Origin of the sequence: Microbacterium algihabitans (assembly GCF_032464975.1) — a bacterium.
Classification (GTDB): domain Bacteria; phylum Actinomycetota; class Actinomycetes; order Actinomycetales; family Microbacteriaceae; genus Microbacterium; species Microbacterium algihabitans.
The window spans coordinates 154,842-178,725 of the sequence record NZ_JAWDIU010000007.1; the positions used below are offsets into that span (position 1 = coordinate 154,842).

The following is a 23,884-nucleotide window of genomic DNA, read 5'->3' on the forward strand; positions in this document are numbered from 1 at the left end:
GCGCGGATCGCGGAGATTGTGAGGCGAGCTCAGCCCTCGCGGGCGCGGAGCGCCTCGTCGACGCTGCGCAGGGCGACCGGACCGGGGCCGTTCAGCTCTGCCCGCGCCGAGGGCACGTCGAGGAAGTAGCGCACCACGGTGGCGACCTGGTTGGGGTCCGACCCGAGGGCGAGCATCGGCGCTTCGACGCGCGGACCGGCACCGTCGACGACGAGGTTCAGTTTCGCGACCGGGCCGATGCCCACCCCCACCTCGGCGAGTTCGTCCCAGGTCCAATCCACCCGGCCGCGACCGCGGATGCCCTCGAGCCCCTCGGCCGTCACGTGCAGGCCCGCCGGCTCGCGCAGACGCACCGCGTTCATGACGATCACGCCGACGCCGAGCAGTGCGAGAGCGTACGGCGCGCGTGTGAGCAGAAACGACGGCATCGTCGCCAAGTCCCCGAGGTCGACCACGATCTGCGCGACCGCGGGAAGCAGCAGCAGGCCGCCGAACACGAACGGCACCGCGGTCGCGGCCGGCGCCGGACGGAACCAGATCCCGGATGCCGACGGGTCGACGCGCACGAGGCGTTCCTGAATCGTGCCGAACAGCACGTGCAGGCAGGCCGCGGCCCCGAGGATGGTGAGAGCCAACGCTCCCATCACCAGGCGCAGCCCGACCCGGTCGTCGGCGACCGCCATGAGCACGGGCAGGACGGCGAACAGGACCACGACGGCGACGAGCCAGGTGGGCCGCCGACCGTTCGGGAAGACCGGGATGCGCGGCTCGGTGGACGGGAGTCGGGGCGAGGCGGTGACGATCCCCACGATCACCCCTCGTCGGCGGGAGTGACCTGAGACATTGCGGATTCCCCCTTTGCGCAGCGTCCGGACAGACTACCGATCGGCCGGGATCGTCCGCTCGCAGGCGCAGCGCGGGCCGCCGACGGGATTCCGCCCCTCGGGAATGTCCGCGACCCTCTCTACGCTGTGCTCAGGGGCACGGCGGAAGGCGGCAGGCATGCAAGGACTCGAGATCACGGTTCTGCTGGGATTGGCGATGCTCGTGGGCACCGTCCTGGCTCCCCGATTGCGCGTCGCGACACCGCTCGTGCTGCTCGTCATCGGCCTCGCGCTCGGCTTCATCCCCGAGCTGCGCCAGATCGAGCTTCCGCCCGAGACGGTGCTGTTGCTGTTCCTGCCCGTCTTGCTGTTCCGCGAGGCGTGGACGACCTCCTTGCGGTCGGTGCGCCGTTCGCTGCGCTACATCATCCCGATGAGCACGTTGCTCGTGGTGGCATCCGCGTTCGCCGTCGCCGGGGTCGCGACCTGGATGGGTGTGCCGTGGGAGGCCGCTCTCGTGCTGGGCGCCGCGGTCGCCCCGCCCGACGCCACGGCCGTCGCCGCCCTCGGCCGACTGCTGCCCGCCAAGACCTTCATGAAGCTCAAGGCCGAGAGCCTGACGAACGACGGCACCGCCCTCGTGCTCTACGCGATCGCCGTCGCGCTGCTGCTCGGCGACCAGATCACCCCTCTGCAGATCACCGGCATGGTGCTGCTGTCGTACCTCGGCGGAGCCGCCGCGGGCATCGCCGTGGCCGCCGCGGCGTTCTTCGCCCTGCGGCGCATGCAGTCGACCCTGACGATCAACCTCACGATGGTGCTGGTTCCGTTCGTGTCGTTCCTCATCGCCGAAATCATCGACGCCTCGGGCGTGCTCGCCGTCGTGTTCGCGGGCCTCATCATGGCGTGGGTGTCGCCGCGCATCACCACGGCCATGTCGAGAAGGGCGGCGGATGCCACCTGGCCCTTCGGCGTCTACCTCCTCAACGGCGCCCTCTTCGTGCTCATCGGGCTCGAGGTGCAGCTCGTGCTGCACGAGATCTCAGGGTCGGAGATCGGCATCCTGCTCCTGGTGACCGTGGCCGCCTGGATCGCCCTGTTCGTCGTGCGCTACCTGTTCCAGTGGCTGTTCTCGCCGTTCTCGCGTCCCGCCGCCGGATCGTCGCGGTCGCTGCGGCATCGATCGCGCATCGTGAGCACCGTGGCCGGGTTCCGCGGAGCCGTGTCGCTCGCCATCGCCCTGTCGGTGCCGGTCACCACGGCCGCGGGCGACCCGGTGGCCGGTCGTGACGCGATCGTGTTCGTCACGGCGGGTGTCATCGTGCTCACCCTGCTCGTGCAGGGGCCGCTGCTGCCGGCGGTCATCAAGTGGGCGAAGCTCCCCAACGACGACGCCGCGATCGAGGAGTACGAACTCGCCGAACGCGCGATCTCGGGGGCTGCTCTCTCGGCCCTCGACGACCTCGCGGTCGAGCACGGCATCAGCGACCGGGTCCGTGACCGTGCGCGGCGCGAAGGGTACGAACGTTTGGAGCTCGCCAACGCGCGCGCCGTCGCCCGCCAGCGGGCGATCGAGGAGCGTGACCTCGCCGAGCTCGACGCCTCGTTCGACGACGACAGCTCGGCGACGGGGCCGCTCCCGCCCGAGGCGCCCGAGTCCGACAAGCGCAACGCCGACCGCGCCTCGTCGGGCACCGACGACGAGGGCACGGCCTTCACCGGGCCGCTGCAGATGATCGCCGTGAGCGACGACATCGACGTGACGCAGCGCTCGCCTCTGCTGCGGCACAAAGAGGCGCAGCGGCTGCGGCTCGCGATCCTCGACCGCAAGCGCGAGGTGCTGTTGCGCCTGCGCCGCGAAGGCACGATCGACGACCTCGTCGCGCGCAAGATCCTCGCCGGTCTCGACCTGGAGGAGATCCGCACGCGGGGGCTCGAAAAGGCGAGCGAGTAGCCGCGGCGGGCACGCGCGGGCGGCCACCGCTCCCTGGCAGCGCACGGGCTGCAGCGGTTGGCCGAGGCGCCACCGCGGCGAAGCCCTCGCCGCCTTCGCGAGGCCCCGACGGGCCGGGCGCGAATGCCGAAGCGCACGCGTGGCGATGAGCGGGCGATGTGCGCCGTTCTTCGAGTCTAGTAAGGTAACCCTTGCCTAACTCGAAGCCACGGCATTCCCTCCCGAAAGGACATCTCGCCATGCCCTCGCGCGCCTCCTCCCGCCTCGCCCTCGCCACCGTCACCGGGCTCGCCCTCGTGCTCTCCGGGTGCGCCGGTGGTGCGGCATCCGCCCCCGATGCCACCGCCGCCACGCACGACGTCGCGCACGCCCGCGGCACCACCACGGTGACCGATGCTCCCCAGCGCGTCGTCACGCTCGAGCCTCTCGAGCTCGACACCGCGGTCGCGGTCGGCATCACCCCGGTCGGCACGGCCGTGGCGAACATGGTCAGCGGGGTGCCCAGCTACCTCGGCGTCGAGGGGGTCGCTCCCGTCGGCACCGTCAGCGAGCCCGACCTCGAAGCGATCGCGGCGCTGCAGCCCGACCTGATCCTCGGCACCGAGTCCCGCCACTCCGCCCTCTACGACCAGCTCAGTGCGATCGCCCCGACGGTTTTCATCGCCACGCAGGCGGACCCCTGGCGCGACAACGCGGCACTCATCGGCGAGGCCCTCGGCCGCGAAGACGAGGTGAAGAAGGCGGTGGATGCCGTGGACACCCGCTGCGACGAGATCGAGGCGGCGCACCAGCTCGCGGGGAAGACCGCCGAGATGATCCGCCCGCGCGATGAGACGACCCTGAGCCTGTACGGTCGGGTCTCGTTCGCCGGCAGCCTGCTGGAGTGCGTCGGCTACACGATCCCCGACCACGAGTGGAAGGACGGACTGCAGGCCGACATCTCGCCCGAGAACATCGCGAGCGCCACCGCCGACGCCGTCTTCGTCACCACCACCGACGTGACCGACCGCTCGACGATCCCGGCGGCCATCGTCCAGAACGCAGCGGCCTTCCCCGTCGTGACGCTGGTCGACAACAGCACCTGGGTCGCGGGCGTCGGGCCCAAGGGCGCACAGTCGGTGCTCGACGACATCGAGACCTTCCTCGCCTCGGCGAAATGACGTCTGCGCCCGTGCAGGCGGCGGCCCCCGCCCGCCCCGCGCGCCTCGGCAGGACCGCCGCCGGCACCCTCGTGCTGGCAGCGGTCTTCGCCGTCGCCGTCGCCCTGTCGCTCATGATGGGCGCCAACCCGCTCCCCCTGTCGGCGGTCTGGGCCTCGCTCACGGGCGCCGGCACCCCCGACACCGACTTCGTGGTGCAAGGGCTCCGGGTCCCGCGGACGATCGCGGGGGTCGTCGCGGGAGCGGCCCTGGGCGTGGCGGGAGCGCTCATGCAGTCGTTCTCGCGCAATCCGCTCGCCGACCCGGGCGTGCTGGGCGTCAACGCGGGGGCGGCGTTCGCCGTCGCCCTCACCGTCGCGGTCTTCGGCATCCAGAACTCGCTCCTGCTGGTGTGGCCGGCGTTCCTCGGGGCGCTGGTCGTGACCGTCGCGGTCGCGCTCGTCGGATCGGCCGGGCGCGGTCGGGCCGACCCGATCCGCCTCGTGCTCGCGGGAGTCGCCGTGGGTGCCGTGCTCTCGGGCATCACCTCGGGGCTCATGCTGAGCGACCCCGACGCCTTCGACACGATGCGCGGCTGGAACGCCGGATCGCTCCTCGGCCGCGGGCTCGAGGTCATCCTGCCGGTCGCTCCGTTCGTCGCGCTCGGTCTGCTCGTGGCGTTCGGCCTCGGGCGCGGGCTCAACGCGATCGCCCTGGGCGACGATCTCGCGCAGGCGCAGGGCGTGCGTGTCGGCCGAGTGCGCGTGGCATCCATCGCCGCCGTCACCGTTCTCGCGGGGGCCGCGACCGCCCTGGTCGGACCCCTGTCGTTCGTGGGACTGATGGTGCCGCACGTCGCCCGCTGGATCGCCGGCCCCGATCAGCGCCTCATCCTGCCGCTGAGCGCCCTCGCCGCCCCGATCGTCGTGTTGCTGGCCGACGTCCTCGGCCGCGTGATCATCGCGCCCGCCGAGGTTCCCGCCGGGATCGTCACCGCGTTCGTCGGCGCCCCCGTGCTCATCGCCCTCGCGCGTCGACGCAGGGCGGCGGCGCTGTGACCATCGTCGCTCTTTCCCCGCGTCTCGCGCGGGGCGGTGTCCGCCTGCGCCCGCGCAGCGTCGTGGTCGGAGCCGCCACCCTCGCCGCGATCCTGACCCTCGCGGTGCTGTCGCTGGGGTGGGGCACCTACCCCGTGGCTCCGGATGCCGTGGTCCGCGCGCTCCTCGGAGGCGGGACGCCCCTCGACACCACCGTCGTCGTCGGGTGGCGACTGCCCCGCGTGCTCGCGGCGGTCGCCCTCGGCGCGCTGCTGGCGATCGCGGGGGCGCTGTTTCAGACGGTGACGCGCAATCCCCTCGCGAGCCCCGACATCCTGGGCCTGTCGAACGGCGCGTTCACCGGCATGCTGATCGCCCTGGTGCTCGTGTCGCCGTCGTGGCCCGCGCGGGCCGCGGGTTCGCTGGTCGGCTGCCTCGCGGCATCCGTCGTCATCTGGCTGCTGTCGTATCGCGGAGGGATCCAGGGGTTCCGTCTCATCGTCGTCGGCATCGGCGTCTCGGCGATGCTGGCCTCGCTGAACACGTGGATGCTGCTGCACGTCGAGCTCGAGACCGCGATGTTCGCCTCGGCCTGGGGACACGGCTCGCTCAACGGCGTCACCGGCGACGCTCTCGGCGGTGTGCTGCTGATCGCCGCGCCCGTCGCCCTCGCCGCCTTCGCGCTCGTGCCCGCCCTGCGCCAGCTCGAGCTCGGCGACGACCTCGCCACCGCTACGGGCGTGCGCCCGCACCTCGTGCGCAGCCTCGCCCTGTTGATAGGTGTGGTGCTGGTCGCGGGCGCCACCGCGATCGCCGGCCCGATCGCGTTCGTGGCGCTCGCTACCCCGCAGATCGCCCGGCGCCTCGCGCGCTCGCCCTCACTGTCGCTCACGCTCTCGGGACTCGTCGGGGCGCTGCTGCTCCTGGCCTCCGACGCCGTCGCGCAGCATCTGCTGCCGGTCACCCTTCCCGTCGGCGTCGTCACCGTCTCGGTCGGCGGCGCGTACCTCATCGTCATGATCGTCTCGGAGATCCGCCGCCGTGCCTGACACCCCCCACCTGCTCGCGCGCCCCTGGGCCTACAGCGCGTTCCCCGTGGCCGTTCGTGCCCGCCGAGCGCTCTCGCCGCACTTCCTGCGCCTCACCTTCGGCGGCGAGACGTTGCGGCACTTCGCCCCGTGGGGTGCGGACCAGCGCATCAAACTCGTGCTCCCGCTGCCCGGCGGCGGCCTCGCCGACTTCGGTCTGCTCGCCGAGCCGACGCCCCACCCCTCCGACTGGTACGCCCGCTGGAAGGCCCTGCCGGTCGACGAGCGCAACGTCCTGCGCACGTACACCCCCGCCGCGATCCGGCCCGAGGCCGGCGAGATCGACGTCGACTTCTACCTGCACTCCCCCGAGGGCCCCGCCTCGCGCTGGGCGCGCACCGCGGAGATCGGCGAGACGCTCGTCATCACGGGCCCCGATGCGCGCAACGGGTGGACGGGGTACGGCATCCACTGGCAGCCGCCCGCACTCGGCACCTTTCTGCTCGTCGCCGACGAGACGGCGATCCCCGCGGTCCGCAACATCGCCGCCGCCCTCCCGGCGCAGGCGCAGGGGGTCGCGATCGTCGAGATCGGCGATGCCGCCGACGACGTCACCGTGTCGGCGCTGGGCGACCAGGTCGACGTGCGCGTCGTCGGCCGCGGCGAGACAGAGGCGGCCGTCCGCGCGTGGGGCTCGACGGAGGTCGATTACGCCTGGTTGGCCGGGGAGTCGGGTGTGGTGACCGCGGCGCGTCGCGTGCTGGTCCGCGAGCTCGGCGTCGCGCGCGAACGGGTGTCGTTCCTCGGGTACTGGCGCGAGGGCGGAGCGCTCGTCGACTGAGGCCCGTCGCGCTCAAGCGAGCACGAGCTCGATGTTGCGATGATCGCGGAACACCCGCAGCACCAGCTCGAAGTACGTCTCGCCGCGACCGGCGTCGAGCGCGTCGAGCGCACGCTGCGCGGGAGGTGCGGCGTACACCTCGGGGCGTTCCAGCTTCGCGCGGTAGTACTCCCGCGTGGTCTCGACGCCGAGCGCCCCGCGCGCGACCTCGGCGTCGCGCCACACCACCCGCACCGGCTCGGCCCCGCGCAGATCGCCGAAGCCGCCGTACAGCAGGTCGTCGAGCGCATCGAGGCTCTCGCCGAGGGTCCAGTCCTCGTCGGGCATGAAGACGCGGTTCAGTTCAACGTAGAGCGACGCGATGCCGTGCACCGCCGCTCCGTCGATCTCGAAGGTCGGCCGGGTCATGGCATCCGCTCTCTCGATCCGGCGCGGGCCGAGGGCGTCACGCGCCCTCCCCCGGAACGAGCAGCCCGCTCTCGTAGGCCGCGATCACCAGCTGCGCGCGGTCGTGGGCGCCGAGCTTGAGCATCGTGTTCTTCACGTGGGTCTTCGCGGTGTGCGGCGAGATGAACAGCGCGGCCGCGACCTCGTCGTTCGACCGGCCGCGCGCGACGTGCAGCAGCACCTCGCGCTCGCGCTCGGTCAGCATCGCCAGTGACGGGGCGTCCCGCGGGGCCGCCGGCTCGACGCGGCGCACGTACCTCTCAATCATCGCCCGGGTCGCCACCGGCGACAGCAGGGCGCCGCCGTCGTCGACGGCGAGCACCGCGTGCACGATCTCGTCGGGCTCGGCTCCCTTGCCGATGAAGCCGCTGGCCCCCGCCCGCAGGGCCGCGACGACGTAGTCGTCTTCCTCGAACGTGGTGAGGATGAGCACGCGCGTCTCGGCGAGGGCGGGGTCGGCGCAGATGAGACGAGTGGCCTCGATGCCGTCCAGGCGCGGCATGCGGATGTCGCACACCACCACGTCGGGCCGCAGCGATGCCGCGAGCGCGACCGCTTCTTCTCCGTCGACGGCTTCGCCCACCACTTCGATGCCGGGCGCGGCATCGAGAAGGTCGCGCACGGCGGTGCGGATGAGGGCTTGGTCGTCGACCACGAGCACGCGGGTCATCGGACACCTCCGGGGGTGACGGCGAGGGGAAGACGCGCGGCGAGACGGTAGCCGCCGGGGGCGAGCCCGGCATCGAGGTGACCGCCCACCGACTCGACGCGTTCGCGCAGACCGACGAGGCCGAAGCCGGAGGGAGACGCGGTCTCGGGCGTGCGGTCGAGGGGGTTGGTGACCACGATCTCGATCTCGTCGCCGTCGCGGCGCAGCAGCACGTGCGCGCGACGCGCGGTGCCGTGCTTGAGGGCGTTGGTCAGTCCCTCTTGCACGACGCGGTAGGCGACGATGTCGACCGAGAGGGGCAGCGCGTCGGCCGGGTCGTCGCGGTCGAGCTCATCGCGGACGACGACGTCCCACCCCGCGACACGCACCGACTCCACGACGTCTGCGAGGCGCGCGAGGCCGGGCTGCTCGCGCGGAGCGGATTCGTCGGGCGCGCGCAGCACGGTGAGCAGGGATCCGATCTCGCTGAGCACGTCGCGCGAGGCGGTGCGGATGGTCGCCAGCGCCTCGCGGGCGCGCTCGGGCCGCGTCTCGAGCGTCGACGACGCCACTCCCGCGTTCAGGCTGATGACTGAGATGCGGTGCGCGACGGCGTCGTGCAGGTCGCGGGCGATGCGCAGACGTTCCTCGGTGACCCGGCGCCGGGCCTCGGCCTCGCGCGTCTGCTCGGCGCGGCGGGCGCGTTCGATCACGGCCTCGACGTAAGCGCGGCGGGAGCGGGCGGCGTCGCCCAGCGCGCCCGCGAGCGTCACCATGAGCCCGACCTGGAGAAAGCGGGTGTCGAGCCCCGTCGTGAGCTCGATCACGATGCTCACCCCGACCAGGCCCACCACCGCCGGGATCGCCACCGGGGCGGCCTCGCGCCGTGTGAGCCGGTCGGCCATGCCGTAGGAGGCGATCACCATCGACAGCGCGACCCCGGGCAGCAGCGTGCCGAGCACGAGCGCGGTGACGTACAGCGCGATGCACGCCAGCAGCACCGTGCGCGGCCAGCGCCGCCGCAACGGCAGCAGCAGCGCGGGCACGATCGCGATCGCGTAGACGAGCGGGCTCGACGGGCGCAGCTCGGGGAACGGCACGGGGGCGAAGACCGGCGCGATCACGAGGATCGCGGCGACGACGTCGAGCAGCCACGCGCGACCGGCCGGGATCAGACGCGGCGCGGAGTCCGTCGTCGGGTCGGGTCGCATCGTCCCAGTCTGACGCGCACGCGAGCGTCTGACCATCGCCCGCTCGGGGCAGACGAGATCTCCCCCCACCGGGGTATGCCCGCACCCCCGCGGAGCGACGCGGCGGCGAGCCCGCGCGACGACAGTGGAGCCATGACCACCGAACCTCCTCCCCCGCTCTTCTCCGTCGTGGACCTGCACAAGTCGTACGGCCGCGGCTCGGCGCGCTTCGACGCGCTGCGCGGAGTGTCGCTCGACATCCGACGCGGCGAGAGCATCGCGATCGTCGGCAAGAGCGGCTCGGGCAAATCCACCCTCATGCACCTGCTCGCCCTCATGGACGCCCCCACCACCGGCTCGGTGGTCTTGGAGGGAACGGATGCGGCGACCCTCCGCGGTCGTCGACTGAACCGCACCCGCAACAAGACGTTCGGCTTCGTGTTCCAGCAGTTCTTCCTCACCCCGAACGCCTCGGTACTCGACAACGTCGTGCTGCCGCTGAAGATCGCCGGGGTCGGCCGGGCCGAGCGCAAGCGTCGGGGACTGGCGGCCCTGGCCGAGCTCGACATGCAGGACAAGGCGAAGAACAAGGCCACGGCCCTCTCGGGCGGCCAGAAGCAGCGCGCGGTCATCGCCCGCGCCCTCGTGAACGACCCGCAGGTGATCTTCGCCGACGAGCCCACGGGCAATCTCGACACCGCCACCGGCGCCGTCGTCGAAGACATCTTGTTCCGCCTCAACCGCGAGCACGGCATCACCCTCATCGTCGTCACGCACGACGAAGACCTCGCCGCGCGCTGCGATCGCCGCGTACAGATCCGCGACGGCGTGATCGTCGCCGAAGAACGGAGTGCGGCATGAAGACCACCGACCTCGTCGCCACCGCGGCGGCCAACACGTTCCGCTCGAAGACCCGCACGATCCTGACCGTCCTCGCGATCTTCGTCGGCGCGTTCACCCTCACCCTGACCAACGGGCTCGGCACGGGCATCAACCGGTTCATCGACGACACGGTCTCGGCGATCGGTGCCGGCGACGTGCTCACGGTGACGAAGACGAGCACGAGCGATGCGGCATCCGGAGCCCCTCAGAAATATGACCCCGACTCGGTCGCCGGCGGCACCACGAACCCCGGTCGACCGGGCGCGAGCACGGCCGTCTCGGCGCTGACGGATGCCGACATCTCGACCATCGAGGGCCTGTCGGGCATCGAGCGGGTCGTCCCCGCGAAGGCCGTGAAGATCGACTTCGTGCAGTACGACGGAGGGCAGCCCTACGTCGCGTCGGCGGGCTCGCTGATCAGCGGTCAGACCCCGCAGCTGGCGGCCGGAACGGCGCCCGACGGTTCGAGCACGACCCTGCAGACGGCGATCCCCGAGTCGCTCGTCTCGCCGCTCGGGTTCTCGAGCGCCGATGACGCGGTCGGGGCCACCCTCACCGTCGCCGTGTCGGATCCGGTGCGCACCCCGCACCTGGTGGAGGCGACGATCACCGGCGTGACCGAGGGCGCCTTCGCCAACGCCACCTCCCTCACCACCAATCCCGCCCTCGAAGACGCCCTGTTCGCCGCGCAGAACACCGGCGTGCCCTCCGACCAGCTCGACCGGTACGCCAGCGCGAGCGCCTTCGTGTCGCCGACGGCCACCGCGGCGCAGATCGACGAGATCAAGACGACGCTCACGGATGCCGGATACACCGGCCAGACCGTTTCGGATCAGCTGGGCACCTTCAAGGCCGTGATCGACGGCATCGTGCTCGTGCTGAACGCGTTCGCCGTGATCGCGTTGCTGGCGGCGAGCTTCGGCATCGTCAACACCCTGCTGATGTCGGTGCAGGAGCGCACCCGTGAGATCGGGCTGATGAAGGCGATGGGCATGGGCAGCGGGCGGGTGTTCTCGCTCTTCAGCCTCGAAGCGGTGTTCCTGGGATTGCTCGGCAGCTTCATCGGCGCCGCGGTGGCGATCGCGGTCGGCACCGCGGTGAGCGCACAGCTCGGTCAGAGCCTGTTCAGCGACCTGCCGGGGCTGCAGCTGATCGCGTTCGATCCGACGTCGATCCTGGTTACGACGGTGGCGATCATGGCGATCGCGTTCCTGGCCGGCAGTCTCCCCGCGGCACGGGCTGCCCGGGCGGATCCGGTCGAGTCGCTCCGCTACGAGTGACCGCAGTTCCTTGAACGCAAGAGGGCCGGATGCCATGGCATCCGGCCCTCTCGTATCGAACCCCTTAGCGGAGGTTCCGGACGACTACTCGCCGCCGTTGATCACCGACAGATACGACCCGAAGGGACGTGCGGTGTCGGAGGCGGCGAAGTCGTCGGCGATGCCCTCGTGAGGCGCGTTGTCGTTCTGCATGGATCGAGTGTGGCTGACCTGCCTGGAGCGGAAACGGTCCTTGACAGGAGCGGGAAAGTACGCCTAGCTAACTACTCATCAGTCGAGACGTTGAATGTCTGCGTCCGGCAATCGATACCCAGATTACGCATAGGGAAAATATCGGTACTACTGGTCTTTCGAGGACTACGGTTCCCTCGAAGGGGGTAGACCGTGACCAAACCTCGCACTGTGACACATGTGTACTCGCTCGGCGGCGGCTGGGAGAAGACCTCCCACGAGACCTTGACCCCGGAGGTGGCCGAAGAACTGCGCCATCAGGGATTCACCATGGTGCGCGCGCGACGCGGCATGTTCGACACCCGCGAGATCTCGCTCCGCGACTATCCGCCGCAGCGCACGGGCGCACCGACCGTTCCGAGCTGACCGCGCGTCAGGTGCCGGCCGTGTCCGCCGACGGGGCGAACACGATGATCGCCGCCCCCACCAGGGCGACGGCCGAGCCGACGTAGTCCCACGTCGTCGGCTTGAACCCGTCGACGACGATGCCCCACGCCAGCGATCCCGCGACGAACACCCCGCCGTAGGCTGCGAGCACCCGGCCGAACTGCGCGTCGGGCTGCAGCGCCGCGATGAATCCGTACGCCCCCAGCGCGACGATGCCCAGAAGCGCGAGCCACCATCCGCGGTTCTCGCGCACGGCCTGCCAGATCAGCCACGCTCCCCCGATCTCGGCCACGGCGGCGAGCAGGAAGAGGACGATGATGCGCGCGGTTGTCACCCGACCATTGTCGGCGACGCGCGATCGGCCCTACACCACCGAACGGGGGACAGACAGCGCGCCGGAGCCGGCGTAGGGTTGGCCACCCCGCTCCAACGACGTGGCCCCGAGGGGTTTTCGTCAGGAGGACACCATGACTCGACCGCGTACCGCCACTCACGCCTATCGCATTCCCGGCGGCTGGCAGAAGGTCCCGCACCACCCGCTCACCGCGGATTTCGCGCGCGACCTCCGCGGCCAGGGCTTCACGATCGTGCGAGCCCGACGCGGGTGGAACGACTCGCGGGAGCTGTCGCTGGCGCAGTACGCCGCGGAGCCGGCATCCGGAACCTCCACCGGGGTGGACTCCGAGCTGAAGCCGTTCAGCGGCTGACCACTCGGCTCGACCATCTCGCAGCGGGGCTCCATCGGTAACGCCGGAGGGGCCCCGCTCTGTGCGAGGCCCCTCCGGCGTGGTGGATCAGAGAACGTCAGGCGCGGGCGGCCGCCGAGGTCATCGGGCACTCGAACGGGTCGCGGGCCGCGAGACCCACCCGGTTGAGGTACTGGATGACGATGCCGTACGACTGCAGCAGCGTGGTCTCGACGTAGGGGACGTTGAGCGTCTGGCTGTGCTCCTTGACGATCGCGCGGGCCTTGCTGAGGTGCGGGCGCGGCATGTTCGGGAACAGGTGGTGCTCGATCTGGTAGTTCAGGCCACCCATGAGCCACGTGGCCCACCAGCAGCCGGTGATGTTGCGCGAGGTGCGCACCTGCTTGCTGAAGAAGTCGAGCTTCGCGTCGGGCGCGATGACGGCCATGCCCTTGTGGTTCGGGGCGAACGAGGCGCCCATGTACAGCCCGAACACGGCGAGCTGCACGCCGACGAAGGCGAAGGCCATGCCGAGCGGCAGGAAGACGAACACCGGAGCGACGAAGATCGCGAAGCGGAGGGCGATGAGGCCCAGCTCGGTCCAGCGGCCCTTGACCGGCTCTTTCGAGAGCAGGTGGCGCAGACCGATGTAGTGGAGGTTGGCGCCCTCGAGCGTAAGCAGGGGGAAGAACGCCCAGCCCTGGCGCTGCGTGATCCAGCGCTGCAGGCCGCGCGCCTTGGCGGCGTCGACCTCGATGAACGAGATCGTGTCGATCTCGATGTCGGGGTCTTTGCCCACGCGGTTGGGGTTGGCGTGGTGGCGGGTGTGCTTCGAGGTCCACCACGACAGGCTCATGCCGACGACGCCGGCAGCGAGCCACAGCGCCAGACGGTCATTGGCCTTGCCCGAGGCGAAGATCTGCTTGTGCGCGGCCTCGTGGGCGAGGAACGCCACCTGGGTGAGCAGAATGCCGAGCGCCGCGGCGATGAGCAGCTGGAACCAGCTGTCGCCGAGCAGGATGAAACCAGTGACGCAGCCGGCGAAGCCGAGGGTGAGCACGGCCCCGACCATCGCGTAGAAGCGGCGGGCGCGGACCAGCAGGCCCGTTTCGCGCACGACCTGCGAGAGCTCGGTGTAGGCCTTCGCCATGGGCGGGAAGTCCGTCGTCCCCTTGTAGGTCTGACGGATCGGCCCCATCCGGGACTCGATGACGGGTGCAGCCATTGCGTGCTCCTCGGGTGGGGGTGACCGTAGCGGCCCGAAGCCGAAGGCGGATGCCGAGGACTTGTTCGCGACGCTACTGGGGGCGTATGCGCGATCGCGAATACTTCGCGGTGCCGAGCCCCGGAATCACGCGGGTCGTGGCTGTGAACAGGGGCGATTGCCCAGGCGATTGCCAGGCTGGGGCCGCTTGGGGGTCGTATTCCGGGGCGGCGACGCTCAGTCGCGCAGGACGTATGCGGTGACGCTCGGCGAGAGCTGGCGGGCGTCGAAGCGACCGAGAACGATGTTGTTCATCTTGGTCGTGTCGGGCTGCCCGATGACCACCCATGTGTCGTCGCTCGCCTGGGCCGTGACGTCGGCGGCACCGCACTGCGCCGTCGTCTGATTGCCGCCGGTATTCGTCTGCACCACGGCCAGGCACACTTCGTCGGGCTGGTCGGGCTGGCGCCCGATGTAGATCACACTGTCGTCCAAGAAGGCGACGTAGCGAACGGTGTCGGCATCCAACAACCCCATGGCCTCCGGAATGGGGAATGTGTCTTCGCCCGTCGCGGCGTATCGCAGCTCCGGGATGTCCGCCGCGCTGCGCAGCGTCGGCAGGGTCGTTCCGATGACGATCCCTGCCAGCAGGCCCAGAGCGAGCGCAGCAGTGGTGAGGATCGCAATGCGTCGTCTGCTCAGGCCGCGCCCGGTATTCGCGGGGCGGAGCTCGGACTCCGGGTCGGGGTCGGGCTCGGGGTCGGACTCGGGGTCGGGGTCTCGATCCGCGGGCGCCTCCCCGCGGGCCGTCGTCCGCGCGCGGTGTTCGAGCTCCTGCAGTCGCTCGACGTGCTCGTCTGTGAGCGGAGGCTGCGCGTCCGCACCCCGGCCGTAGGCGCGGGCGCGCAAAACCGTCAGTTCCTCGTGTTCTGCGGCGGTGAGCATGCGTCCACTCTGCCGCACCGGGTCACGCCGATCCGGGAGACGCTGCGAGGCGTTACCCCAACAGCGCGTGGACCCGCTGGCGCAACGCCGCTGTCGCCTCCTGGCGCGAACGCCCCGCCCCATCCTCGTGAAGGAGGTCGACGGCGACCTCGACGAGGATTGCGGTGCTGAGGAAGAGGTCGGCCGCGACGACACCCTGCCCGTCATCGCACGGGTGTCGCGAAGCGCGGATGGCCGCCGCGGGAGTGCCGAAGCGCTCGCGCACCGCCGCACGCTCTTCGGGCGTCGCGTCCCAGAAAGGTCGTCCTGTTGCCGCGGCCCGATCGATCACGTTGATCAGGAACTCACGAGCGTCTGTCTGTGCCACGTCGATTGTTCGTGGCGGCGGGGCGGGTGGATGGTGGGGCGTCCTACTGGTTTCGCAGCCGCCTACGCGGCCGCGTCGCCGGGGGTCAATGGCTGGACTTACCGCGCACGCGACCTGTTGGCTGGGGACATGGGGATGACGAATGCCGAGGTGAAGCGGATCGTGCTTCCGACCGTTCCGCTCTCCGCGTTGACGGTCGTCGCGTTCGTGCTCGCGGTGAACGGGCTATGGGTCCTCGCGGTCATCGTCATCGCTGTGGCCGTTGCCTCCCTCATCTGGTCGGTGCGACGCGAGCGGAACCGCGACGCCGACGAGGCGCTCGCGCGTGCCGCTCGCTACGAGGCGGCCGAGCGGGATCAGGACCCGGTCTCGTGATCTCGTTCATGGATGCGACCTCGTGAACGCCGAGGATCGCGCGGCGGCTCTCCGTCGCCTCGACGAGGTCGAGGACCAACTGCTCCGGTCCACCATGAGCCTGGCCCGCTGGGACCCCGGTGCGCACGTGTGGCGGGAGGAACTGGATGCCGAACAGGCGCGCTTTCGCGAACAACTCGGCCTCCCGCCGGCCCCGGGCGCCGGCGCCACGAGCAGCAGGGCCGAGTGGGTCATGCTGATCGCGTCGTGCGTCGCGATCGTGACGGTCCTCGCGCTGCTCAACCTGGGGTGACACGAAGCGGGACGTTCGGCGGACCATGCGTGCGCTTGCCGCGCGCTTCGCGCGTGAAACGACGAAGGGCCGGAATCCCGAAGGATTCCGGCCCGATCTGTCGGGATGACAGGATTTGAACCTGCGACCCCTTGACCCCCAGTCAAGTGCGCTACCAAGCTGCGCCACATCCCGTTACCCGCGAGCGGGCAACTCCCCTATATTAGCCCCTCGCCGACAGTGCCGCGAACCAGCGCACGGCCCGGGCGTGTGGCCGCCCCCTTGTCGATGTCGGACCCCCTCGCTACGGTCGCCGACATGACGATCGAGATCCTGCCCGCGACCTCCGACCGCTTCGACGACGCCGAGGTCGCGCTCGACAGCGGCGATGGTCCCGGATGCCAGTGCCAATGGTGGCTGCTCACCAACGCGGAGTTCGAGAAGAACTCCCGCGAGCAGCTCACCGAACGCTTCCGCACCGAGATGCAGGGCGAGCGGCCCCCTGGGCTCATCGCCTATGTCGACGGAGAACCGGCAGGATGGGTGCGCGTCGGCCTCCGCACCGATCAGGCGCGACTCCTGCGCACCCGCGACGTGACGACCTCCACGGCCGAGCCGCTCGACGCCGACGACGTGTGGGCGGTGTCGTGCTTCGTCATCCGCACGGCCCACCGCGGTCAGGGGTTGATGAAGAAGCTGCTGGATGCCGCGGTCACGACCGCCCGCGACGCCGGGGCACGAGTCGTCGAGGCGTACCCCCTCGACCCCGCCGTCTCGAAAAGGTCGGCAAACCAGCTGTACCGCGGCACGGTGTCGGTGTTCGAGGACGCCGGCTTCGACGTCGTCGATCGACCCAAGCCGGATCGCGCGCTCGTCTCCTTAGCGCTGCGCGACTGACCGCCCGACCTACGATGGAGGTTCGCCCACCGAGGATCTGACATGACCGATGCCCCCACCACCGCGCGCGTCGACGCGTGGCTCTGGGCCGTGCGCGTCTACAAGACCCGGTCCGCGGCGACGACCGCGTGCCGCGCCGGTCACGTGCGCGTCAACGGCGAACGGGCCAAGGCCGCGCAGCCGGTGCGGCCGGGCGATGAGTTGCGGGTGCGTATCCAGGGCTTCGACCGCATCCTCGTGGTGAAGAAGACGATCGCGAAACGCGTCGGCGCTGCCCTGGTCGCGGAGTCCGTCGACGATCGCACTCCCCCGCCGCCGTCGAAGGAGAGCATGCCGTTCGTGCCCGTGCGCGATCGCGGTGCCGGACGCCCCACGAAGCGCGACCGGCGTGACATCGAGAAGCTGCGTGGCCGCGAGCTCGACTGATCGCAGGGACCGGGGCTTCGACAAGCTCAGCCACCCCACCACCTGCCCGCAGTCACCCAGGTCCCTGAGCCTGTCGAAGGGCCGGAGGCTTCGACAAGCTCAGCCACCTCCCCACCTGCCCGCAGTAACCCAGGTCCCTGAGCCTGTCGAAGGGACCGGGGGCTTCGACAAGCTCAGCCACCTCCCCACCCGCGGTAACCCAGGTCCCTGAGCCTGTCGAAGGGACCGGAGGCTTCGACAAGTTCAGCCACCTCCCCACCCGCGGTAACCCAGGTCCCTGAGCCTGTCGAAGGGACCGGAGGCTTCGACAAGCTCAGCCACCTCCCCACCCGCGCGCGGTAACCCACGTCCCCGAGCCTGTCGAAGGGCAGCCACCTCCCGACCCGCGCGCGGGTCAGTCGAGCTGCTCCAGCAACCAGCGCGCTCCCTGGACGACCGCGCCGAGCTCCTCGACGCGCGTCGCGAGCTCGCGGTCGCTCGTCACGACGACGACCGGTCGGTGCTGAGCGACCAGCTCGCGAACAACGGCCACGATCTCGTCGTCGCCCTCGCCCGGCGCGTGCCGCACATCAATCGCGGGTGCGACAGGCTCCGCCGACCGGGCCTGGCCCTCGAGCACAGCCGTGATCGACGGGAACCAGCGCGTTGCCGAAAGCCCGAGTGCCTCGGCATCCACCCCCCGCTCGGCGAGTCGCGAGGCCTTGGTGACGAGACGGGTCGCAGCTCCGGCGCGGTCTTTCCACCAGCCGTCGGGCACCGCGCCCATCACGTTCGCGACGTCGACGACGATCGCGGGTCGCGAGGCGAGGGCCGCGCGCAGGGCCGGCCACGAGTCCGCGAAACCCGGATGCAGCGGCAGGTCGTCAACCTGATCGACCGGAACCCACTCGAGCGCGACGCTCTCGGGGTCGCTGATGACGGGCTCGAACGGCGTGGTCACGTCGGCGACCAACGTGGAATACGACCAGATGCCGAGGTCGAGCACGCTCTCGAACCGCGGGCTCACGGCATCCGCCGGGACTCCCGCCTCTTCCCCCGACTCGCGCAGCGCGCCGTCGCGGGCGGACTCGCCCTCGTGACGCGCACCGCCGGGCAGCGCCCAGGTGTCGCCGAAGTGACTCCACGACACGCGGTGCTGCAGCAGCACGCCGCGGACGGGATCGAGGGCCAGCAGACCCGCGGCACCGAAGCGGCCCCAGTACTTCTCGCCCGTGGGCGCGACGACCCACGCATCGCCGGGGTCACGGGGCCCGTGCGGACGCCGCGGTTCACCCGGGGCGGGAGGCTCGATCGTCATCCCCTCCAGCCTGGCACACCCGCCGCGTCGCAGCTCCGCCGCGCGTCACATCGCGCCTCGAACGCCGCCGCCGCGACACTGGATCGGTGGACTACGACCTCGACGACGACCCCGAACGCATCGACCGGGATGCCGTGTGGACCTGGCTGAGCACCGAGGCGTACTGGGGGCGCTGGCGCACCCGAGCCGATGTCGAGGCGCAACTCGACAGCGCGTGGCGCGTCGTTGCCGCGTACCACTGCGACAGTGGCCGGCTCGTGGGCTTCGCCCGAGCGATCTCCGACGGGGTCGGCTTCGCGTATCTCGCCGACGTCTTCGTGGTCGAAGGACATCGCGGTCACGGCCTGGGCAAGGCGATCGTCTCGCGCATGATCGACGAGGGTCCCGGCCCGCACTTCCGCTGGACGCTGTTCACCAGCGACGCCCACGGTCTGTACCGGCAGTTCGGCTTCGCCGAGCCCGACCGCACGGCGCTGGTGCGCCCCGCGGCTCCGGCCTGAGCCTGCCGAGGCCCCGGGCGCGGCCGCACGAGACCCGCGAGACGGCAACTCGCTGACAAACCCGCGACAACCTGCAACGGTTTCGTCAGCGAGATGCAGTCTCGGCGAACTCCAGCGACCGCGCACCGACACCGCACCCTCGACACCCCGGCACCGCGCACCGCGCACCGCGCACCGCGCGCGCGCGATCGCCCGCTGCTACGGCATCCGCCCCGCCCCGCACGCGACGAACGCCCCGACTCCACGCGGGAGCCGGGGCGTTCGGTCGACGGGCTCAGGCGTCGAAACGCGCGCCCTGCGGGTCGGACGGCAGGAGTTCGAACACCAGCAGGATGATGCCGCCGACGAGCGGAACGAAGGCGATGAACATCCAGAATCCGCTGCGGTTGCTGTCGTGCAGGCGACGGGCGAGAAGGGCGAGGTGCGGCACGATCGTCGCGAGGCCCCAGAGGAACAGCACGATCAGGAACACCAGGCCCAGGCCGCTCGGCGGCACCGGGTTGCCCGCAGCGTCGACACCGCCGCCACCGCCCGTGATCAGCGCGAGCATGCTGAGCACGAACGTGATCACGGCGTTGGCGAGGATCCACCACCAGAACTCGCTGCGGCTGGCTCGCCCGCTGAAGGTGGCGTACTTCTTGAAGAAGCGCTGGACCGCGGCTCCGATCGGTGCGCCGTAGTACGGCTGGCTGAGCGGAACGGCGGAAGAAGCAGTGGTCATGTGTGTCCCCCTGACACGATGGCGAGTGCAATGCACGCCGATGACGTCACCGGCGCGAGTGAACCTTATCGACTCGGTCGGTCGCGCGCGGGCACTTTGCGCCGGTCAGCGATCGAAACGCGCTCCCCCGGGGCGCGATGCCTGCACCGTGAAGACGAGCAGGATCACCGGTCCGACGAGCGGGATCAGCCCGATGAAGATCCAGAATCCGCTGCGATCCGTGTCGTGCAGGCGCCGCACCAGCACCGCCAGGGTCGGCACGATCGTCGCGAGGGCCCACACCAGCCAGATCAACCCGAGGATCACCCCGAGCGGACCGGTGATGGTCGTCGAGCCGTCGGCTTCGATCCGGATGCCGTCGGTCAGCGTGGGCAACGCATTCAGCACCGTGCCCACGACGGCGGCGGTCAGCACCCACCACCAGTACTCGCTGCGGCTCGCGCGTCCGGGGAACGTCGCGTACTTCGCCAAGACGCGGCGGATCGCGGCGCCCAACGGCGCCCCGTAATACGGCTGGTCGAGGGGCGGCGCGGCGGTGGTCATGAGGTCTCCCGGCGAAGCAGAGGGCGGATGCCACGGCGGCGCCGTCACGAGAGCACTGTATCGACCGCCCGGTCGGGCCGGGGCCCGCTTGCGCCTGCGCGGTCCCGCGGCCCAGCGCCCAGCGCCCGCGCCCCGCGCCCCGCGCCCGGCACGGCACGGCACGGCACGGCACGCGAGACTGCATCTCGCTGGCAAAACCCGTGTCAACCTGCAACGGAGATGTCAGCGAGATGCAGTCTCGCGAGAAGTCCCGGCCCGCGAACCCGCCCGCACGCGGAGCCACGACGGCCAGACAGGCATCCCGCCACACGCGAAAGCGCCCCGCCCCACGACGGGGACGGGGCGCTCGCGACGCGACTCAGCGCTGGCGCTTCTCGCGGATGCGCATGTTGAGCACGATCGGGGTGCCCTCGAAGCCGTAGATCTCGCGCAGGCGTCGCTGGATGAACCGGCGGTAGCCCGGGTCGAGGAACCCGGTCGTGAACAGCACGAAGGTCGGCGGGCGCGTGGCCGCCTGCGTGCCGAACAGGATGCGCGGCTGCTTGCCTCCGCGCAGGGGGTGCGGGTGCTCGGCGACGAGCTCCGACAGGAAGGCGTTGAACTTTCCGGTCGGAATGCGGGTGTCCCACGACTCGAGCGCCTGCTCGAGAGCGGGCACGAGCTTGTCGAGGTGACGACCGGTGCGGGCCGAGATGTTCACGCGCGGGGCCCACGCGACGTGCGCGAGGTCCTGCTCGATCTCGCGCTCGAGGTAGCGGCGACGGTCCTGGTTCTCCATGTCGTCGTCGCTCAGGCGGTCCCACTTGTTGAACGCCAGCACGAGCGCGCGACCCGACTCGAGCACGAGGTCGATGATGTTCAGGTCTTGCACGCTGATCGGCTGCGACACGTCGAGCACGACGACCGCGACCTCCGACTTCTCCAGCGCGGTCGAGGTGCGCAGCGACGCGTAGAAGTCGGCGCCCTGCGACAGGTGCACGCGGCGACGGATGCCGGCGGTATCGACGAGCGTCCAGAGCTTGCCACCGAGTTCCACGACCTCGTCGACCGGATCGCGGGTGGTGCCCGCGAGCTCGTTGACGACGACGCGCTCTTCACCGGCGGCCTTGTTCAGCAGCGACGACTTGCCCACGTTCGGGCGGCCGAGGATCGCGACGCGGCGGGGGCCGCCGATCTCGTATTTGGCGACGGCCGAGACCTCGGGCAGCACCTTCATGATCTCGTCGAGCAGGTCGGCGACGCCGCGACCGTGGATCGCCGAGACCGGGTGCGGCTCGCCGAGTCCGAGGTTCCACAGGGCCGTGGCCTCGGGCTCCTGGCGCGCGTCGTCGACCTTGTTGGCGATGAGGAACACCGGCTTGCCGCTCTTGCGCAGCAGCTTCACGACGTGCTCGTCGGTCGAGGTCGCCCCCACCGTGGCATCCACCACGAACAGCACGATGTCGGCGAGGTCGATCGCGACCTCGGCCTGTGCGGCCACCGAGCGGTCGATGCCCTTCGCGTCGGGCTCCCACCCGCCGGTGTCGACCAGCGAGAACCGGCGGTCGAGCCATTCGGCCTTGTAGGTCACGCGGTCGCGGGTGACACCGGGGGTGTCTTCGACGACGGCCTCGCGGCGGCCCAGGATGCGGTTCACCAGCGCCGACTTGCCGACGTTCGGGCGACCGACGATCGCGACCACCGGCAGCGCCGGCAGGAACTCGATCTCTCCGTCACCCGAGGCCAGGCCCGCGAGCAGCTCGGCGTCGTCCTCATCGAGGTCGAAGTCGGCCAGGCCCGCGCGCAGCGCTTCGGCCCGCTGTTCGGCGAGCACCTCGTCGAGGTTCTCCATCTTTTCGGCGAGCTGGTCGGGCCCGCCTTCGTACTCGTCTTCAACGCCCATCGCGGGCTCCCATCGTGGAGTCGACGACGTTCAACACGGCGTCGACGGTCTGTTCGAAATCGAGGTGGGTCGAATCGACGACCTCGACGCCTTCGGCGGCGGTGAGGAAGTCGACGACCGTGGAATCGGCGGCGTCGCGCTTGTGCAGCGCAGCGGCCACCTTGGCGGCGTCCTGGTCGGTGAGCTCGGCGCTGCGGCGCGCGGCGCGCACCTCGGGGGCGGCCGTCAGCAGAATGCGCACGGGGGCGTCGGGGAACACCACCGTGGTGATGTCGCGGCCCTCGACGACCACGCCCCGAAGAGCGGCGGATGCCACGAGCCGGCGGAACAGCTGGTTCACGGCCTGACGCACGGCGCCCACGCGAGCGACCCCGCTGACGGCGTCGGTCACGCGCGGCTCGCGGATCGCGGTCGTCACGTCGACGCCGCCGACGCGCACCCAGCGGTCGGTGGTGTCGAGCGAGATCGCGTAGTCGAAGTCGCCGAACACCTCGAGCACCGCGGTGGAGTCGGAGGTGTCGACCCCGTGCTCGAGGGCGTGCCAGGCGAGGGCGCGGTAGGCGGCGCCGGTGTCGAGGAATCCGTAGCCGAGACGGGCCGCCGTCGCCTTCGAGACGCTCGACTTGCCGCTGCCGGCGGGACCGTCGATCGCGACGATGACGGGGGCGGATGCCGAGCCCTCGGCGGGGGCCGCGAAGCCGGGCGCGGCGAGGCCGGGGCGGAAGAGGGCGGGGGTCGGATCAGTCATGGGTGGTGCTCGCAATCCGCCATCCGCGCTGCTCGAGCCCGTCGACGGCTCGGCGGACGGCGTCGGGGACGACGCTGATCTCGGCCAGACCGAAGGGAGCCCCCGGTGAGTGCTCGAGACGCAGGTCTTCGACGTTCACGTCGAGGTCGCCGAGTTCGCCGAACAAGCGTCCCAGCTGGCCGGAGGTGTCGTCGATCATGACGACGAACGTATCGAAGCGGCGGTTCTGGCCGTGCTTGCCGGGCAGGCGCTCGACGCCCTCGTTGCCGCGGCGGATGGTGTCGGCCACCGCGCGACGGGCGCCGGGGGCGTCGGGGTCGCGCAGCGCTGCGGCCACCTCGGTGAGGTCGGACGCGAGCTCGTCGAGCACGGCGACCACGGGGGCCGCGTTCGCTCCGAGGATCTGCACCCACAGTTCGGGGGCGGATGCCGCGATGCGCGTCGTGTCGCGCACGCCCTGGCCCGCGAGACGAAGCGATCCGTCGGGGGCCGTGACGAAGCGACCGGCGAGCAGGCTCGCCACTAGCTGCGGCACGTGCGACATGAGCGCGACGGACTCGTCGTGCTCTTCGGGCGTCATCTCGAGGAGCGTCGCCCCGAGGTCGAGGGCGAGGCCTTCGACGAGCGAGAGGTCGTAGGCCGAGGTCTCACCGTCGCGGCAGACGACCCACGGGCGGCCGACGAAGATGTCGGCTCGGGCTGAGATCGCTCCCCCGCGCTCGCGCCCGGCCATGGGGTGCGAGCCGATGTAGTGCGTGAGATCGACCCCTCGTTCGCGAAGGGTGCGCAACGGTTCGAGCTTCACGCTCGCGACGTCGGTGACCACGGCATCCGGATGCGATTCGAGTTCGCGCTGCACGACGTCGGCCGTCACGTCGGGCGGCACGGCCACCACGATCAGCGAGGGCTCGTCGTCGGGGCGTTCGGCCCGACCGGCACCGTAGTCGATGGCCAGGCGCAGCTGCGAGGGAGACGCGTCGACGAGCACGACGTCGACGCCGCGGGCGGTCAACGCGTGGCCGATGCTGGCACCGAGCAGACCCGAGCCGACGATGCGGACGGTGCCGCTCGTGCGGGTCGCCAAAGGCCCGGCCGCGCGCGCGGACGTTCCGTTCGGTTCGCTCATCGGGTCT

27 protein-coding genes and 1 tRNA gene are annotated in these 23,884 nt (G+C 70.9%); 14 read left to right on the forward strand and 14 right to left on the reverse strand.

What is annotated here, in order from left to right; all coding sequences use genetic code 11:
* Nucleotides 1–29 precede the first annotated feature (29 nt).
* The gene (locus tag RWH43_RS16590; RefSeq protein ID WP_316001997.1) at nucleotides 30–809 is read right to left on the reverse strand and encodes a hypothetical protein; all 780 of its coding nucleotides are present in this window, start codon (nucleotides 807–809) and stop codon (nucleotides 30–32) included.
* Between the two features lie 193 nt (nucleotides 810–1,002).
* Here RWH43_RS16590 and RWH43_RS16595 point away from each other — a divergent pair, with 193 nt between their 5' ends.
* The 5 genes from RWH43_RS16595 (at nucleotide 1,003) to RWH43_RS16615 (ending at nucleotide 6,823) form a co-directional block, all read left to right on the forward strand.
* Nucleotides 1,003–2,778 carry a Na+/H+ antiporter gene (locus RWH43_RS16595; RefSeq protein ID WP_316001998.1) on the forward strand — a complete coding sequence of 592 codons (1,776 nt, stop codon included), beginning with the start codon at nucleotides 1,003–1,005 and terminating at the stop codon, nucleotides 2,776–2,778.
* A 239-nt stretch (nucleotides 2,779–3,017) separates the two neighbouring features.
* A complete protein-coding gene (locus RWH43_RS16600; protein WP_316001999.1) occupies nucleotides 3,018–3,938 on the forward strand; it encodes an ABC transporter substrate-binding protein in 921 nt (306 codons plus the stop codon).
* The gene (locus RWH43_RS16605) at nucleotides 3,935–4,975 is read left to right on the forward strand and encodes a FecCD family ABC transporter permease (protein ID WP_144828106.1); all 1,041 of its coding nucleotides are present in this window, start codon (nucleotides 3,935–3,937) and stop codon (nucleotides 4,973–4,975) included. The genes RWH43_RS16600 and RWH43_RS16605 overlap by 4 nt, the downstream gene beginning before the upstream one ends.
* Nucleotides 4,972–6,003: a FecCD family ABC transporter permease gene (locus RWH43_RS16610; RefSeq protein ID WP_316002000.1), complete on the forward strand. Its 1,032-nt coding sequence runs from the start codon at nucleotides 4,972–4,974 to the stop codon at nucleotides 6,001–6,003. The genes RWH43_RS16605 and RWH43_RS16610 overlap by 4 nt, the downstream gene beginning before the upstream one ends.
* Entirely contained in the window at nucleotides 5,996–6,823 is an 828-nt protein-coding gene (locus tag RWH43_RS16615) for a siderophore-interacting protein (RefSeq protein WP_222123884.1), read from the forward strand. The genes RWH43_RS16610 and RWH43_RS16615 overlap by 8 nt, the downstream gene beginning before the upstream one ends.
* A 12-nt stretch (nucleotides 6,824–6,835) precedes the next feature.
* Here RWH43_RS16615 and RWH43_RS16620 read toward each other — a convergent pair whose 3' ends face one another.
* Genes RWH43_RS16620 through RWH43_RS16630 form a run of 3 tightly spaced genes read right to left on the reverse strand, consistent with a single transcriptional unit; the run spans nucleotide 6,836 to nucleotide 9,130 of the window.
* Nucleotides 6,836–7,231 carry a barstar family protein gene (locus tag RWH43_RS16620; protein WP_144828110.1) on the reverse strand — a complete coding sequence of 132 codons (396 nt, stop codon included), beginning with the start codon at nucleotides 7,229–7,231 and terminating at the stop codon, nucleotides 6,836–6,838.
* Nucleotides 7,232–7,268: 37 nt separating this feature from the next.
* The gene (locus tag RWH43_RS16625) at nucleotides 7,269–7,940 is read right to left on the reverse strand and encodes a response regulator transcription factor (RefSeq protein ID WP_316002001.1); all 672 of its coding nucleotides are present in this window, start codon (nucleotides 7,938–7,940) and stop codon (nucleotides 7,269–7,271) included.
* Nucleotides 7,937–9,130 carry an ATP-binding protein gene (locus tag RWH43_RS16630; RefSeq protein ID WP_186325369.1) on the reverse strand — a complete coding sequence of 398 codons (1,194 nt, stop codon included), beginning with the start codon at nucleotides 9,128–9,130 and terminating at the stop codon, nucleotides 7,937–7,939. The genes RWH43_RS16625 and RWH43_RS16630 overlap by 4 nt, the downstream gene beginning before the upstream one ends.
* Nucleotides 9,131–9,262: 132 nt before the next feature.
* Between RWH43_RS16630 and RWH43_RS16635 the strand changes: the two genes are divergently transcribed.
* The 3 genes from RWH43_RS16635 (at nucleotide 9,263) to RWH43_RS16645 (ending at nucleotide 11,868) form a co-directional block, all read left to right on the forward strand.
* Nucleotides 9,263–9,970, forward strand: a complete 708-nt coding sequence (locus RWH43_RS16635) for an ABC transporter ATP-binding protein (protein WP_154095881.1) — start codon at nucleotides 9,263–9,265, stop codon at nucleotides 9,968–9,970.
* On the forward strand, nucleotides 9,967–11,271 hold the full coding sequence (locus RWH43_RS16640; RefSeq protein ID WP_144828124.1) for an ABC transporter permease: 1,305 nt from the start codon (nucleotides 9,967–9,969) through the stop codon (nucleotides 11,269–11,271). The genes RWH43_RS16635 and RWH43_RS16640 overlap by 4 nt, the downstream gene beginning before the upstream one ends.
* Before the next feature lie 402 nt (nucleotides 11,272–11,673).
* Nucleotides 11,674–11,868 (forward strand): alternative tryptophan synthase beta-subunit, encoded by a 195-nt coding sequence (locus RWH43_RS16645; protein ID WP_316002002.1) that lies wholly within the window; start codon nucleotides 11,674–11,676, stop codon nucleotides 11,866–11,868.
* 7 nt (nucleotides 11,869–11,875) lie between these two features.
* On the opposite strand, the gene RWH43_RS16650 is transcribed toward RWH43_RS16645, so the two are convergent.
* Nucleotides 11,876–12,223: a YnfA family protein gene (locus RWH43_RS16650; RefSeq protein WP_144828131.1), complete on the reverse strand. Its 348-nt coding sequence runs from the start codon at nucleotides 12,221–12,223 to the stop codon at nucleotides 11,876–11,878.
* A 133-nt stretch (nucleotides 12,224–12,356) separates the two neighbouring features.
* Between RWH43_RS16650 and RWH43_RS16655 the strand changes: the two genes are divergently transcribed.
* Nucleotides 12,357–12,596 (forward strand): alternative tryptophan synthase beta-subunit, encoded by a 240-nt coding sequence (locus RWH43_RS16655; RefSeq protein ID WP_316002003.1) that lies wholly within the window; start codon nucleotides 12,357–12,359, stop codon nucleotides 12,594–12,596.
* A 97-nt stretch (nucleotides 12,597–12,693) separates the two neighbouring features.
* Here the strand turns inward: RWH43_RS16655 and RWH43_RS16660 are convergent, their stop codons facing one another.
* Both RWH43_RS16660 and RWH43_RS16665 read right to left on the reverse strand, forming a co-directional pair.
* Nucleotides 12,694–13,800, reverse strand: coding sequence for a fatty acid desaturase family protein (locus tag RWH43_RS16660; RefSeq protein WP_316002004.1), 1,107 nt, complete (start codon nucleotides 13,798–13,800; stop codon nucleotides 12,694–12,696).
* Between the two features lie 216 nt (nucleotides 13,801–14,016).
* Nucleotides 14,017–14,724, reverse strand: coding sequence for a hypothetical protein (locus RWH43_RS16665; protein ID WP_316002005.1), 708 nt, complete (start codon nucleotides 14,722–14,724; stop codon nucleotides 14,017–14,019).
* A 127-nt stretch (nucleotides 14,725–14,851) separates the two neighbouring features.
* On the opposite strand from RWH43_RS16665, the gene RWH43_RS16670 reads away from it, so the two are divergent.
* Nucleotides 14,852–15,466, forward strand: coding sequence for a hypothetical protein (locus RWH43_RS16670; RefSeq protein ID WP_144828139.1), 615 nt, complete (start codon nucleotides 14,852–14,854; stop codon nucleotides 15,464–15,466).
* A 22-nt stretch (nucleotides 15,467–15,488) separates the two neighbouring features.
* Nucleotides 15,489–15,758, forward strand: coding sequence for a hypothetical protein (locus RWH43_RS16675; RefSeq protein WP_144828142.1), 270 nt, complete (start codon nucleotides 15,489–15,491; stop codon nucleotides 15,756–15,758).
* A 100-nt stretch (nucleotides 15,759–15,858) separates the two neighbouring features.
* On the opposite strand, the gene RWH43_RS16680 is transcribed toward RWH43_RS16675, so the two are convergent.
* Nucleotides 15,859–15,932: transfer RNA gene (locus RWH43_RS16680), tRNA-Pro, on the reverse strand.
* A 123-nt stretch (nucleotides 15,933–16,055) separates the two neighbouring features.
* Here RWH43_RS16680 and RWH43_RS16685 point away from each other — a divergent pair.
* Both RWH43_RS16685 and RWH43_RS16690 read left to right on the forward strand, forming a co-directional pair.
* Complete coding sequence (locus RWH43_RS16685; RefSeq protein ID WP_144828145.1) at nucleotides 16,056–16,634, forward strand: GNAT family N-acetyltransferase; 579 nt, start codon at nucleotides 16,056–16,058, stop codon at nucleotides 16,632–16,634.
* A gap of 42 nt (nucleotides 16,635–16,676) precedes the next feature.
* Entirely contained in the window at nucleotides 16,677–17,060 is a 384-nt protein-coding gene (locus RWH43_RS16690; RefSeq protein ID WP_144828148.1) for an RNA-binding S4 domain-containing protein, read from the forward strand.
* 394 nt (nucleotides 17,061–17,454) lie between these two features.
* Here the strand turns inward: RWH43_RS16690 and RWH43_RS16695 are convergent, their stop codons facing one another.
* Nucleotides 17,455–18,357: an NUDIX domain-containing protein gene (locus RWH43_RS16695; protein WP_316002006.1), complete on the reverse strand. Its 903-nt coding sequence runs from the start codon at nucleotides 18,355–18,357 to the stop codon at nucleotides 17,455–17,457.
* An 86-nt stretch (nucleotides 18,358–18,443) separates the two neighbouring features.
* Between RWH43_RS16695 and RWH43_RS16700 the strand changes: the two genes are divergently transcribed.
* Nucleotides 18,444–18,857 (forward strand): GNAT family N-acetyltransferase, encoded by a 414-nt coding sequence (locus RWH43_RS16700; protein ID WP_316002007.1) that lies wholly within the window; start codon nucleotides 18,444–18,446, stop codon nucleotides 18,855–18,857.
* Nucleotides 18,858–19,131: 274 nt separating this feature from the next.
* On the opposite strand, the gene RWH43_RS16705 is transcribed toward RWH43_RS16700, so the two are convergent.
* The 5 genes from RWH43_RS16705 to RWH43_RS16725 form a co-directional block, all read right to left on the reverse strand.
* Nucleotides 19,132–19,578 (reverse strand): DUF805 domain-containing protein, encoded by a 447-nt coding sequence (locus tag RWH43_RS16705; RefSeq protein WP_251503833.1) that lies wholly within the window; start codon nucleotides 19,576–19,578, stop codon nucleotides 19,132–19,134.
* A 105-nt stretch (nucleotides 19,579–19,683) separates the two neighbouring features.
* Entirely contained in the window at nucleotides 19,684–20,169 is a 486-nt protein-coding gene (locus RWH43_RS16710) for a DUF805 domain-containing protein (protein ID WP_316002008.1), read from the reverse strand.
* Between the two features lie 310 nt (nucleotides 20,170–20,479).
* Nucleotides 20,480–22,003 (reverse strand): ribosome biogenesis GTPase Der, encoded by a 1,524-nt coding sequence (der, locus tag RWH43_RS16715; protein ID WP_144828164.1) that lies wholly within the window; start codon nucleotides 22,001–22,003, stop codon nucleotides 20,480–20,482.
* Nucleotides 21,993–22,751 (reverse strand): (d)CMP kinase, encoded by a 759-nt coding sequence (gene cmk, locus RWH43_RS16720; RefSeq protein WP_251503839.1) that lies wholly within the window; start codon nucleotides 22,749–22,751, stop codon nucleotides 21,993–21,995. Before cmk ends, der begins: the two co-directional genes overlap by 11 nt.
* Entirely contained in the window at nucleotides 22,744–23,877 is a 1,134-nt protein-coding gene (locus RWH43_RS16725; protein WP_154095891.1) for a prephenate dehydrogenase, read from the reverse strand. The genes cmk and RWH43_RS16725 overlap by 8 nt, the downstream gene beginning before the upstream one ends.
* Nucleotides 23,878–23,884: the final 7 nt, after the last annotated feature.